Raw genomic sequence first — 11,954 nt, forward strand, 5'->3', positions numbered from 1 at the left:
GCCAGAGCGATGTGGGCTCGTTCGGGGCCGCCTCGCTCGCCCAGAGCGATGTGGGCTCGTTCGGGGCCGGGGGCGGAGGCGGCGGAGACCTCATGGGCGCGATCCTCGGCGGGATCGCCATCAACGCCCTCTCCGGCGGGAGCCGGCGTCGCGGCGGCTTCGGCGGCGGCGGACTCGGCGGCCTGGGCGGCTTCGGAGGGATCGGCGGCCTCGGCGGCGGGTTCGGCGGCGGCGGCGGATTCTCCGGCGGCCGGTCGCGCAGCGGAGGCGGCCGCGGCTTCTCGAGCGGCGGCGGTCGGAGCCGTTCCGGCGGGGGCGGAGGCCGTCGACGCTGACCCCCTCGCGACGCAGCCCGCGATCACAGAGAATTCGTAGCATCCGACACCAGACTCGACATCGTCGCCCTCAGGAAGGAACACCCCGCATGGCCAAGCAGTCCATCTTCGGTCGCATCCAGACCCTCGTCCGCGCGAACGTCAACGCGCTCCTCGACCAGGCCGAGGACCCGCAGAAGATGCTCGACCAGCTCGTCCGCGACTACTCGAACTCGATCGCCGATGCCGAGTCGGCCATCGCCGAGACGATCGGCAACCTCCGCCTGCTCGAGCGTGACCACCAGGAAGACGTCCAGGCGGCGGCCGAGTGGGGCAACAAGGCCCTCGCCGCCAGCCGCAAGGCCGACGAGCTGCGCGCGGGCGGCAACGCGGGCGAGGCCGACAAGTTCGACAACCTCGCCAAGATCGCCCTGCAGCGCCAGATCACCGCCGAGGGCGAGGCCAAGGCGGCCGCCCCCACCATCGCCGCGCAGACCGAGGTCGTCGACAAGCTCAAGGACGGCCTCAACGGCATGAAGGGCAAGCTCGAGCAGCTCAAGGCGAAGCGCAACGAGCTCACCGCCCGCGCCAAGGTCGCCGAGGCCCAGAACAAGGTCCACGACGCGGTGAAGTCGATCGACGTGCTCGACCCCACGAGCGAGCTCGGCCGCTTCGAGGACAAGATCCGCCGCGAAGAGGCCCTCGCCGCCGGCAAGCAGGAGCTGGCCGCGTCGAGCATCGACGCGCAGTTCAACGCGCTCGAGGACGTGGGCGAGCTCACCGAGGTCGAGGCGCGCCTGGCCGCGCTCAAGGTCGGCGGCCCCCAGCGCGCCGCCATCGACGCGCCCAGCCCCGATCAGGTCTGACCGCCCGCGAATGCACCGTCCGCCTCGTCGGGCGGTGCATTCCCGTCTGACGGCGAGGAGCCCGCATGACCCGATTCATCGTCGCCCCGCAATGGCAGGGCTCGTCCTCGTCCCGCGCGATGCAGCTCATCGACGGGGCCGAGGCCATCGCCGGGGATCTCCCGCGTGCCTCCACGACGGTGCTTCAGGCTCCGCCCGAGGCGGGCGACGCGCAGGGCACCCGCGTGCAGCGCATGAGCGCCCTGGTCCGCATGCGCGAGCGCATCCACGAAGCGGTGCGCGCCGCCGCTGAACCCACCGTCGTGGTGGGCGGGGACTGCGGGGTGGCGCTCGGCGCCGTGTCCGCCGTCGCCGGAGACGACCTGGCCGTCGTCTGGCTCGACGCGCACGCCGACCTCAACACCCCCGAGTCCACGCCCAGCGGCGCCTTCCACGGCATGGTGCTGCGCGCCATCGCGGGCGACGGCGATGCGCTGCTGCGGCTGGATCCCGGCATCCCTCCCTCTCGCCTCGTGCTCGCGGGGACGCGCGCACTCGACGCCGGAGAGGAGCGGTTCGTGCGGGAGAACGACGTCCGGGTGCTCTCACCGTCCGACCTGGCCGACCCCGACGCCCTGGCCGACGCCGTCGCGGCGACCGGAGCGACCCGCGTGCACGTCCACGTCGACCTCGACGTCCTCGACCCGGCCGAGATCACGGGCGTCGCTCTGCCCGAGCCCTTCGGGGCGCGGACGGTCGAGGTCGTGGCATCCATCCGCCGCCTTCGGGAGCGGATGCCGCTGGCCGGCGCGACCCTGACGGAGTTCTCGCCGTCGTCGCCCGCCGCGGCCGTCGACGACCTCGGCACGATCCTGCGCGTGATCGGGGCCCTCGCGTGAGTCCGATCCCCTCTCCCCCGACCGGCTGGCGCGAGCGCGCCGATCGCGCCGTCGCGCGCGGACGACGTCTGGACCGGTTCATCCCGGCGGCGCTGCTCGACTCGCGAATCAGCCGCGTGGGCTACTGGTACGGCTGCACCGTCGGATGGGTGTGGGGGTCGGTCTGGAGCACCGGGCGGATCGAGAAGAGGCAGGGTCTGTGGGTGTTCCGCGGCCTTCCCGCCTGGGCGTTCCCCCGGGGCGGGGTGTGCGTGGGCGGATGCTTCCTGACCGGCGACGACCGCCCGAGCGACGCGGTCCTGCGTCATGAGGCCGTGCACAAGGTGCAGTGGCGGCGCTATGGCTTCCTCATGCCGGTGCTCTACGCCCTCGCCGGCCGCGACCCCCTGCGCAACCGCTTCGAGATCGAGGCGGGCCTGATCGACGGCAACTACGTCCCGCGGGGTCACTGAGGCTGAGCGCGCGCGGGTGCGCGCCGCCGGGCGCGGGTGCGGTCAGCGCGCGGTCGCGAGACCGAAGCGCTCGGGCGTGTGGATCGCCAGGGGGTCGACGCCGTGGCGGGCGACGAGCTCGTCGACGATCTCGGCGGTGCCGAGGTACCCGCCCAACAGGATGACGCGGGTGGCGTCGTCGTCGCAGCAGAGCATCTCGCCGGCCCAGCCGGACACCGCGCGCGTGAGCGCCTGACCGGGAGCGCAGCCGCGGCCGGTTCCCGGCTCGCCGCCGCGGCGGGAGCGGTCGAGCCACGTCAGCGTCATGCGGGCGGGGGCCGCGACCCGGCCGATCCACGATTCGTCGGGGACCTCGATGAACACGCGTCCGGTCGAGCAGATCGGCAGGGTGGCCAGCAGCGCCTCGAGCTCGGCGAGCGAGTTCTCGTCGGCGGTCACGAGGTGCTGGACACGAGTGTGCCGCGACGCGCGGCACGCGGCGTCGTTGTGCTCGGTGGAGGGGGCCATGATGGCATCCACTCTACCACCGACGAAGGGTTGCCTAACCTGACCCGCGCCCGGTGGTCCACGCGTGGATCACTCCACCAGCAGCTGGCGCAGCCGCCGCAGCTCGTCGTCGCTCATGCCGTGCGCGCGCAGGAATCCCGCCGGTGAACCGTGCTCCCGGTCGAGCTTGTCGAGCAGGAACCGCATCGCCCGCGCCGGCGAGCGGGTGGCGAGGTCTTCGGCGTTCACGCTCTCGGGGTGGAACGCGCGGATCGCCGCGCGCACCTTCTCGTTGCGCTCGGCCGGCAGCAGCTGCTCGGTGCGCGCGTAGTCGGCAACCACGGCGTCGCGATCGACACCCGCCGCCGCGAGCGCGATGCCGACCGTGACGCCGGTGCGGTCCTTGCCGACCGTGCAGTGCACGAGGACGGGCTGTGCGCGCAGGATGCCGCGGATCGCCGCCACGACCCGGTCGGCGCCGTCGTCGACGATCGCCGCGTAGAGCTGCTCGATGGTCACGTCGCGCTCGAAGAACGATGCGACCGATCCGAGGAAGAGCGGTTCGTGCTGCACCTCGACATCGAGGCCGTCGAGACGGCTCGGGGCGTGCGCGACCTCGGCGGCGTCGCGCAGGTCGATCACACGCCGAAGCCCGAGGTCGCGGAGCGCCCGCCGTCCCGCCTCGTCGACCTGCACGAGGTTGCCCGAGCGGTACAGCACGCCCGAGCGGGTCCGTCCCGGCCCCGCGGGCAGGCCGCCCACGTCGCGGAAGTTGGCGGCCCCCGAGACCAGCGTCGCGCTCACTCCCCCGGACCCGGGTGCACGTGCGGGGTGCGCGACGTCGTCACGGCCGGGGGCGCGGCATCCGTCCCACCGACGACGCTGCCGCCCGCGCGCGGGGGCACGGGGTAGCGCCCCGCGATCGCGACGCGATTGAACGCGTTGATCGCCACGAGCACCCAGCTCAGCGCGACGTACTCCTGTTCGCTCAGGATCCCGCCCGCCTGGTCGTACACCTCGTCGGGGATGCCGTCCTCGTGGATGAACGTGAAGGACTCCGTCAACTCGAGCGCCGCGCGCTCGCGCTCGTCGAACACGCCCGATTCTCGCCACGTCGCGATCTGCGCGACGACGTCGGCGTCGAGGCCCGCCTTCACGGCCGCGTCGACGTGCACGCGGACGCAGTACGCGCAGCCGTTGAGCTGAGAGGCGTGGATCTGGACGATCTCGCGCAGACGCGCGTCGATCCCCGCCTCGGCGGCCAGTCGGCCCACCGTCGTCGAGAACGAGCGCAGCGCCGCGTACGCCTCGGGGGCCGACCTCGACAGATGCACGCGCCGTTCCTCACCCATGGCCTCAGCCTACGGCGGCGCGGGTGGTCGGGCGCGGGAACGATACGCGACGACCCGGTGACGGTCCGGCCGGCCCGGGGTGACACCCCGTGGCGCGACGCTGGCGGAGCCGCCCGCCGAGATGACAGGCTCGGGGGATGTCCGTTCGCGACGAGTTCTCGTTCCTGCCCGCCCAGGCCGCCGGTCTCGACCGTCCCCTGCCCGCGGTCGCCCGCGTCGACCTGACGCTCGACGACGGCCGGCGCCTGAGCGGCCTGCGCTGGGGCGACGCGCCCCCCGCGGTGACGTTGCTGCACGGCGCGGGGCTGAACGCCCACACGTGGGACACGACCCTGCTGCACCTGGGGCTCCCCGCCCTCGCCCTCGACCTCGCGGGCCACGGCGACTCCTCGTGGCGCGAGGACGCCGCGTACGTCGCGCGCGTGCTCGCCCCCGACGTCGTGACGGCCCTGGAGGCCTGGACCGACGGCCCGCAGGTGCTCGTCGGGCACTCGCTCGGCGGACTGACGGCCGCCGCGGTGGCGGCATCCCGCCCCGATCTGGTGTCGAGACTCGTCGTCGTCGACATCACCCCGGGTGTCGACCCGAGCGCGGGTCCGGCGCAGATCCGCGCGTTCTTCGCGGGTCCGACCGACTGGGCCAGCCGCGACGAGCTGGTCGAGCGGGCCCTGACGTTCGGTCTGGGCGGCTCGCCCGAGGCCGCCGCCCGCGGGGTGTTCCTCAACTCGCGCGTGCGCCCCGACGGACGCGTCGAGTGGAAGCACCACTTCGCCCACCTGGCCGCCGCGGCGGCGAACGCGGGTGCCGACACCTCGACGCCCGACGCCGTACGCGCGGTGCTCGCGAGCACGGGATGGGACGACCTGACGGGCGGGCGGGCTCCGCTGACGCTCGTCCGCGGCGAGCGCGGATTCGTCACGGTCCCGGATGCCGAGGAGCTCGCCCGACGTGTCCCGGTCGCCGAGGTGCGCACGCTCGCCACCGGCCACAACGCGCAGGAGGAGGACCCCGCGGGCCTGGCCGCCGTCATCCGTTCGATCGTCGAGTCCGGGCACCCGTCCGCGGGCTGAGCTCGGATCGCGGGTCGGCGTGCGCGGGGGGTCACAGACCGTCGCGGCGCGTCACGATCGACGTCGGGGGAATGCGGGCGAAAGTAGGCTGTTTGCACCCCTGCACGGCATCCACAGCACTCGGATGCCGACGGCCTGCGAAAGGACCCCCGCCATGCTGCGCCGCACCGCCCTCGCCACGAGCGCACTCCTCGTCGGAGCCCTCCTGCTCACCTCGTGCACCGGCACGACCACCCCGTCCGGACCGACGGGAGAGCCCGACCCGAACGCGACCCTGACGGTGCGTCTGTCGCTCGAACCGTCGAACCTCGACATCCGCCGGACCAGCGGAGCCGCCCTCGAGCAGGCGCTTGTCGACAACGTCTACCAGGGCCTGGTCACCCGCAACGCCGACGACGGCAACGCCATCGTCCCCGCTCTCGCCAGCGACTACACGGTGTCGCCCGACGGCCTGACCTACACCTTCACCCTGCGGCAGGGAGTGACGTTCCACGACGGCAGCGCGATGACCGCCGACGACGTCGTCACCTCGCTGCAGACCGCCAAGGACGACGCGACGATCCAGAACAGCGCCGATCTGGCCGGCGTCTCCTCGATCGCCTCCCCCGACGCCTCGACCGTGGTCGTGACGCTCGCGCAGGCCAACATCGATTTCCTCTTCGCCCTCACGGGTCGCGCGGGCCTGATCTTCAAAGCCGGTGACGCCACCAATCTGCAGACCGCGGCCAACGGCACCGGCCCGTTCCGCGTGGACAGCTGGAACACCGGCCAGAGCCTGACCCTGGCGCGCTACGACGGCTACTGGGGCGACAAGGCCGGCGTCGCCGAGGTCGTGCTCGACTACATCCCCGACCAGAGCGCCGCGGCCAACGCCGCCGTCAACGGCGACGTCGACGTCGCCCTCGAGATCGACCCCGAGCTGCGGGGGCAGATCGAGGGGACGAACGCGTTCACGATCGAGTCGGGCCTGACCACCGACAAGGGCACGCTCGCCTTCAACAACAAGAGGGCGCCGCTGAGCGATCAGCGCGTGCGCGAGGCGCTGCGCCTGGCGATCGACCACGACGCGTTGATCGAGACGCTCGGTTCGGGCGAGACGCTCGCGGGTCCGATCCCGCCGCTCGATCCCGGGTACGAGGACCTGTCGGACAGTGTCGCCTACAACCCCGACCGCTCGCGCGAACTGCTCGCCGAGGCGGGCGCCGAGAACCTGAACCTGACGCTGACGATCCCCAACGTCTACCCCACGACGATCCCGACCTTCCTCGTGTCGTCGTTCGCCGACGTCGGGGTGACGCTGACGGTCGACTCGGTCGACTTCACCGCCTGGCTGCAGGACGTCTACACCAACAAGGACTACGACCTCAGCTTCGTGCGCCACGTCGAGGCGCGCGACTTCGGCAACTGGGCGAACCCGTCGTACTACTTCGGCTACGACAACCCCGAGGTGCAGACCCTGTACACCCAGGCCCTCGCCACGACCGACGCGCAGCAGTCGTCCGACCTGCTGGCCGAGGCCGCGCGCATCGTGAGCGACGAGGATGCCGCGGACTGGCTCTTCCTGTCGACGCCGCTGACCGCCGTGGGCACCGCGGTGGCGAACTTCCCGAAGAACTCCCTCAACGTGCGTCTGCCGCTGGCCGGTGTGACGGTCGCGTCGGAGTGATCCGTTACGCGCTGACGCGGCTGGGCCTGCTCGTGCTGGGCCTGGCCGTGGCCAGCGTGCTGATCTTCGTCTCGCTGCGCGTGCTGCCCGGCGACGTCGGCCAGCTGATCGCGGGGGGCGAGGCGACCCCCGCCCAGGTCGCGGCGGTGCGCGCGAGCCTCGGCCTCGACGCTCCCCTGTGGACGCAGTACCTCGACTGGATCGGTGGACTCCTGCGCGGCGACCTGGGCTCCTCGCTCGTCACCGGCACCCCGGTCGCCGTGGAGCTGGCCGACAAGGCGCGGGTGACCGTCCCCCTCGCGGCGCTGTCGTTGACGATCGCGCTGGCCATCGGCATCCCGCTCGGGGTCCTCTCGGCCCTCGGCCGTCGCCGCGTCGCCGGTACCGCGCTGAGCGTGGCCGCCCAGGCCCTGGCCGCCGTCCCGGTCGTGTGGGCGGGGCTCATGCTCGTCGTGGTGTTCTCGGTGTGGCTGGGCTGGCTGCCGCCGCAGGGGTTCCCCCGCGCGGGCTGGGACGACCCCGCGGCGGCGCTGCGGGCCCTGATCCTGCCCGCGCTGACCATCGGGGTCGTCGAGGGCGCCCTGCTGCTGCGGTTCGTGCGCAGCGCGACGCTGCAGGCGGTCGGTCAGGACTACGTGCGCACCGCCGCAGCGAAGGGACTGACCCGCACGCGCGCACTGCTCGCGCACGGTCTTCCGAACGTGGGGCTGTCGGTCGTCACCGTCCTGGGCCTGCAGATCGCCGGGATCATCGTCGGGGCGGTCGTCATCGAGCAGCTGTTCACCCTGCCCGGGGTGGGACGCATGCTCGTCGCGGACGTCGCGTCGCGCGACCTGCCCAAGGTGCAGGGCGAGCTGCTGGCCCTCACCGGATTCGTGCTGGTCGTCGGCTTCGTCGTCGACCTCGCCCACCGTCTGATCGATCCCCGGCAGAGGGAGGCCGCATGAGCACTCTGAGACGCCTGTGGGGCCTGGGGACCGGTCGGTTCGGCATCCTGATCGTCCTTCTCGTCGTGGCCACCGCGGCGGTGTCGCTGGTGTGGACGCCCTTCGACCCGGGCGCCGTCGACGCGCGCGCACGATGGGCCGATCCGTCGTGGCCGCACGTGCTCGGCACCGACAACACCGGCCGCGACATCGCGAGCCTGCTGATGGCCGGCGCCCGCACCACGGTGATCGTCGCCGTCGGGGCGGGGGTCGTGGCATCCGTGGGGGGAATCGCCCTGGCCGCCCTCGGCGCGCTCACCACGCGCTGGGTCCGCGAGGGCGTCGCGGTGCTCGTCGACATCCTCGTCGCCTTCCCGGTGCTGCTCATCGCCATGATGATCTCGGCCGTGTGGGGCGGCTCGCTCGCGGTCGTCATCTGGGCGGTCGGCATCGGCTTCGGCGTCAACGTCGCGCGCGTGACCCGGCCCGAGCTGCGCCGGCTGCTGCACAGCGACTTCGTGCTCGCCGGCCGGGCGAACGGACTCTCGACGTGGCAGAACCTCACCCGGCACCTGCTGCCCAACGTCGCGCCGGTGTTCATCGTGCAGCTGTCGTGGGGCATGGCGGTCGCCGTGCTGGCCGAGGCCGGCCTGTCGTACCTGGGCTTCGGCGCCCCGGTGACGCAGCCGTCGTGGGGGGTGCTGCTGAGCGACCTGCAGGCCTACATCGCGGTGCACCCGCTCACCGTCGTCTGGCCGGGGCTCGCGATCACGCTGACGGTGCTGGGACTGAACCTGCTCGGCGACGCCCTGCGCGAGGCCGCCGATCCGACGCTGTCGGCGCGCACCCCCGCCGTCCGCACCCCCGTGACGGGGGTGGTCGCGTGAGCCTCGACGTCACCGACCTGCGCATCGACATCGGCGGACGCACGGTCGTCGACGGCGTGTCGTTCTCGGTCCCGGACGGCGCCCGCGTGGGACTGATCGGCGAGTCCGGATCGGGCAAATCGCTCACCGCCCTGGCGATCCTGGGCCTTCTACCGGACGGGGCGACGGCGCGCGGGAGCATCTCGTGGGACGGCCGCGAGATCCTGGGCCTGCCCGACCGCGAGCTCGCCGCCCTCCGCGGCGACGACATCGGGATGGTCTTCCAGGAGCCGCGCACCGCCCTGAACCCGATCCGCACGGTGGGCCGCCAGATCGGCGAGTCCCTGCGCATCCACGAGCGCATCCCCCGCCGCGAGGCGCTGCGCCGCGCCGTCGACGAGGCCGCCCGCGTCGCCCTGCCCGATCCCGCGCGCATCGTCTCGCGCTATCCGCACCAGCTGTCGGGCGGGCAGCGCCAGCGCGTCGCGATCGCGATGGCCCTCGCGTGCCGCCCGCGCCTGCTGATCGCCGACGAGCCGACCACCGCGCTCGACGTGACCGTGCAGGCGGGCGTCCTGTCGCTTCTGCGCTCCCTCGTCCAGGATGCCGGGATGTCCCTCGTCTTCATCACGCACGACCTCGCGGTCCTCGCGCAGGTCGCGACCCACGCCGTCGTGCTCGAGCGCGGCCGCGTCGCCGAGCAGGGCGCGGTCACCGACCTGCTGACCGCGCCGTCGTCGCCGGTCACGCGGGCCCTGGTGCGCGACGCGACGGCGACGCTGTGGCATCCCGAGACTCCCGGAGGCACCCCGTGAGCGCACCGCTGATCCGTGCGCGGGGGCTCTCGCGCGACTACCCCGCCCCGCGCGCGCGGGCTTTCGGGCGGGCTGAACGCACCCCGGGCCTGGTGGACGTCGACCTCTCGGTGGACGCGGGGTCGGCCGTGGGCATCATCGGCGAATCGGGGTCGGGCAAGTCGACCCTGGTGCGCCTGCTGCTGGGGCTCGACGTCGCGACCGCGGGCACCGTCGAGGTCGACGGTCGCACGGTCGACGCGCGCGGCTCGGCGCGATCGCTGCACTGGCTGCGCCGCGAGACGGGAATCGTCCTGCAGGACCCCTACGCCTCGCTCGACCCGCGCATGGACGTCGGGCGCATCGTGGCCGAACCGCTGTGGGCGCTCGGCGTCGACGGGGACCGGCGCGCCCGCGTGCGCGAGGTGCTCGAACAGGTGGGGCTGGAGGCCGACGTGGTCGACCGCTACCCGCACGAGTTCTCGGGCGGGCAACGCCAGCGCATCGCCCTCGCGCGCGCGATCGCGCATCGCCCGCGCATCCTCGTCGGCGACGAACCGCTCTCGGCGCTGGACGTCACGGTCCGGGCGCAGATCCTGCGGCTGCTGGCGCGTCTGCGGGCCGAGAGCGAGCTGACGCTCGTGCTCGTCTCGCACGACATCGGCGTGGTGCAGAACGTCTGCGACCAGGTCGTCGTCATGAAGGACGGACGCGTCGTCGAGCAGGGGCCCACCGAGAAGGTGCTGCAGCAGCCGCAGGCGGCGTACACGCGGCAGCTGCTGGCCTCCATTCCGACTCTTCCGGGGTGAGGGGGACTCCGATGGGCGGTCGCGGCTCCTCCCCCGCCGTGTGACCCGCGGAGTCGCCCCGCGACTCCGATCAAGGGATGCCACGATGTCGGAGCTCGGCGCTACCCTCGGCGCATGACCCCCGGCATCGTCCCCCCGTTCCTGCTCGACCGTCTCGCGCAGACCGACGACCCCCGCCTCGCGCGGGCGGCCGCGGCGGCGCGGAAGACCCTCGCCCTGCCCCGTCCGCCGCGGCCCACGCGCACGCGACTGCGACTGTCGATCGAGGGCGACGCCCTGGTCGCCGAGACCGGCCCCGCCCCCGACCGCATCATCTCCGACGCGGCGAACACCGAGAACCTGCCGGGCCGACGCGTGCGCAGCGAAGACGACGCCCCCACCGGCGACAGGGCCGTCGACGAGGCGTACGACGGTCTGGGCGAGACGTACGACTTCTTCTGGGACGCCTTCGGTCGAGACGGCATCGACGCCGCGGGCGGATCGCTGCTGGCCACGGTGCACTACGGCGACGACTACGACAACGCGTTCTGGAACGGCGAGCGCATGGTCTTCGGCGACGGCGACGGCGACGTGTTCGTCGGATTCACCCGGTCGCTGAGCGTCATCGCCCACGAGCTCGGCCACGGGGTGACCGAGGCCTCCGGCGGCCTCGAGTACCAGGGGCAGTCCGGGGCGCTGAACGAGTCCCTCTCCGACGTCTTCGGGGCCCTCGCCGAACAGCACCACGGCCGGCAGAGCGCCGACGAGGCGACGTGGCTGATCGGTGCGGGCATCTTCGCGCCCGACGTGCAGGGTGAGGCGCTGCGGTCCATGAAGGCGCCCGGAACGGCCTACGACGACGACGTCCTCGGCAAAGACCCCCAGCCGGGGCACATGCGCGACTACGTCGACACGGCGGACGACAACGGCGGCGTCCACATCAACTCCGGCATCCCCAACCGCGCGTTCTACCTCGCGGCGACGGCCCTGGGCGGTTTCGCGTGGGAGCGCGCCGGACTCATCTGGTATCGCACCCTCACCGCGGGCACGCTCGCACCGACCGCCGACTTCCGCGCGTTCGCCGCCGCCACCTCGGCCGCGGCGGCCACCGAGTACGGTGAGGAGTCGGAGGAGGTCGCCGCCGTCCGCGCCGCATGGGCCGGGGTCGGCGTCGAGGTGGATGCCGCAGCCTGACAGCACGTCGCCCGAGCGCTTCGTCGTGATCGTGGTGCGTTCGGGCGGGATCGCGGGCCTGTCGAAGCAGTGGCGGGCCGAGCCCGACCCCGAGCGGGCTCCCCGGTGGCGCGAACTCGTCGAGGACTGCCCGTGGGATGCGGCACCCCCGCCGGCGCCCGGCGCGGACCGCTATCAGTGGCGCATCGAGGTGCATCGCGGCGACACCGCTGTGCATCGGGCCCGCCTCGGCGACGCGCAGATCGAGGGTCCGTGGCGCACGCTCGTCGACGAGGTGCGTCAGGCCGCGTCACCCTCGCCGC

Annotated in this window: 14 protein-coding genes and 1 pseudogene; 12 read left to right on the plus strand and 3 right to left on the minus strand. The window is 73.2% G+C overall.

From position 1 onward, the window contains the following. The 4 genes and pseudogenes from QZ433_RS00095 to QZ433_RS00110 all read left to right on the plus strand — a co-directional run. Window positions 1-335 (plus strand): annotated as a pseudogene (locus QZ433_RS00095) (hypothetical protein); the annotation flags it as partial. An 89-nt stretch (window positions 336-424) separates the two neighbouring features. Continuing rightward, entirely contained in the window at window positions 425-1,180 is a 756-nt protein-coding gene (locus QZ433_RS00100; RefSeq protein ID WP_295779432.1) for a PspA/IM30 family protein, read from the plus strand. A gap of 65 nt (window positions 1,181-1,245) precedes the next feature. Beyond that, window positions 1,246-2,058 carry an arginase family protein gene (locus QZ433_RS00105; RefSeq protein ID WP_295779433.1) on the plus strand — a complete coding sequence of 271 codons (813 nt, stop codon included), beginning with the start codon at window positions 1,246-1,248 and terminating at the stop codon, window positions 2,056-2,058. Then, window positions 2,055-2,510, plus strand: a complete 456-nt coding sequence (locus QZ433_RS00110; RefSeq protein WP_295779434.1) for a Fe-S oxidoreductase — start codon at window positions 2,055-2,057, stop codon at window positions 2,508-2,510. Before QZ433_RS00105 ends, QZ433_RS00110 begins: the two co-directional genes overlap by 4 nt. A 42-nt stretch (window positions 2,511-2,552) precedes the next feature. Here the strand turns inward: QZ433_RS00110 and QZ433_RS00115 are convergent, their stop codons facing one another. From QZ433_RS00115 to QZ433_RS00125, 3 genes are all read right to left on the minus strand, one after another. Further along, on the minus strand, window positions 2,553-3,017 hold the full coding sequence (locus tag QZ433_RS00115) for an SIP domain-containing protein (RefSeq protein ID WP_295779435.1): 465 nt from the start codon (window positions 3,015-3,017) through the stop codon (window positions 2,553-2,555). 69 nt (window positions 3,018-3,086) lie between these two features. After that, window positions 3,087-3,800, minus strand: a complete 714-nt coding sequence (locus QZ433_RS00120; protein ID WP_295779436.1) for a tyrosine-protein phosphatase — start codon at window positions 3,798-3,800, stop codon at window positions 3,087-3,089. Further along, entirely contained in the window at window positions 3,797-4,348 is a 552-nt protein-coding gene (locus tag QZ433_RS00125) for a carboxymuconolactone decarboxylase family protein (protein WP_295779437.1), read from the minus strand. The genes QZ433_RS00120 and QZ433_RS00125 overlap by 4 nt, the downstream gene beginning before the upstream one ends. A 137-nt stretch (window positions 4,349-4,485) precedes the next feature. On the opposite strand from QZ433_RS00125, the gene QZ433_RS00130 reads away from it, so the two are divergent. The 8 genes from QZ433_RS00130 to QZ433_RS00165 all read left to right on the plus strand — a co-directional run. Next, window positions 4,486-5,418 (plus strand): alpha/beta hydrolase, encoded by a 933-nt coding sequence (locus QZ433_RS00130; RefSeq protein WP_295779438.1) that lies wholly within the window; start codon window positions 4,486-4,488, stop codon window positions 5,416-5,418. A 154-nt stretch (window positions 5,419-5,572) separates the two neighbouring features. Continuing rightward, a complete protein-coding gene (locus tag QZ433_RS00135; protein WP_295779439.1) occupies window positions 5,573-7,084 on the plus strand; it encodes an ABC transporter substrate-binding protein in 1,512 nt (503 codons plus the stop codon). Next, window positions 7,081-8,031, plus strand: a complete 951-nt coding sequence (locus tag QZ433_RS00140; protein WP_295779440.1) for an ABC transporter permease — start codon at window positions 7,081-7,083, stop codon at window positions 8,029-8,031. Before QZ433_RS00135 ends, QZ433_RS00140 begins: the two co-directional genes overlap by 4 nt. Beyond that, window positions 8,028-8,897 (plus strand): ABC transporter permease, encoded by an 870-nt coding sequence (locus QZ433_RS00145; protein ID WP_295779441.1) that lies wholly within the window; start codon window positions 8,028-8,030, stop codon window positions 8,895-8,897. Before QZ433_RS00140 ends, QZ433_RS00145 begins: the two co-directional genes overlap by 4 nt. Next, on the plus strand, window positions 8,894-9,691 hold the full coding sequence (locus tag QZ433_RS00150) for an ABC transporter ATP-binding protein (RefSeq protein WP_295779442.1): 798 nt from the start codon (window positions 8,894-8,896) through the stop codon (window positions 9,689-9,691). Before QZ433_RS00145 ends, QZ433_RS00150 begins: the two co-directional genes overlap by 4 nt. Continuing rightward, the gene (locus QZ433_RS00155; RefSeq protein ID WP_295779443.1) at window positions 9,688-10,479 is read left to right on the plus strand and encodes an ATP-binding cassette domain-containing protein; all 792 of its coding nucleotides are present in this window, start codon (window positions 9,688-9,690) and stop codon (window positions 10,477-10,479) included. Before QZ433_RS00150 ends, QZ433_RS00155 begins: the two co-directional genes overlap by 4 nt. A 114-nt stretch (window positions 10,480-10,593) precedes the next feature. After that, on the plus strand, window positions 10,594-11,652 hold the full coding sequence (locus QZ433_RS00160; protein WP_295779444.1) for a M4 family metallopeptidase: 1,059 nt from the start codon (window positions 10,594-10,596) through the stop codon (window positions 11,650-11,652). Continuing rightward, the coding region (locus QZ433_RS00165) for a protealysin inhibitor emfourin (protein ID WP_295779445.1) at window positions 11,639-11,954 on the plus strand (316 nt) is incomplete at its 3' end. The genes QZ433_RS00160 and QZ433_RS00165, both read left to right, overlap by 14 nt.

This window comes from uncultured Microbacterium sp., assembly GCF_913776565.1.
Classification (GTDB): Bacteria; Actinomycetota; Actinomycetes; order Actinomycetales; family Microbacteriaceae; genus Microbacterium.

Excerpts from the sequence above, each read along its gene's own strand:
- QZ433_RS00160 (WP_295779444.1), top strand. The coding sequence starts at position 10,594 with ATGACCCCCGGCATCGTCCCCCCGTTCCTGCTCGACCGTCTCGCGCAG.
- QZ433_RS00130 (WP_295779438.1), top strand. The coding sequence starts at position 4,486 with ATGTCCGTTCGCGACGAGTTCTCGTTCCTGCCCGCCCAGGCCGCCGGT.
- QZ433_RS00115 (WP_295779435.1), bottom strand. The coding sequence starts at position 3,017 with ATGGCCCCCTCCACCGAGCACAACGACGCCGCGTGCCGCGCGTCGCGG.
- QZ433_RS00135 (WP_295779439.1), top strand. The coding sequence starts at position 5,573 with ATGCTGCGCCGCACCGCCCTCGCCACGAGCGCACTCCTCGTCGGAGCC.
- QZ433_RS00145 (WP_295779441.1), top strand. The coding sequence starts at position 8,028 with ATGAGCACTCTGAGACGCCTGTGGGGCCTGGGGACCGGTCGGTTCGGC.
- QZ433_RS00125 (WP_295779437.1), bottom strand. The coding sequence starts at position 4,348 with ATGGGTGAGGAACGGCGCGTGCATCTGTCGAGGTCGGCCCCCGAGGCG.
- QZ433_RS00100 (WP_295779432.1), top strand. The coding sequence starts at position 425 with ATGGCCAAGCAGTCCATCTTCGGTCGCATCCAGACCCTCGTCCGCGCG.
- QZ433_RS00105 (WP_295779433.1), top strand. The coding sequence starts at position 1,246 with ATGACCCGATTCATCGTCGCCCCGCAATGGCAGGGCTCGTCCTCGTCC.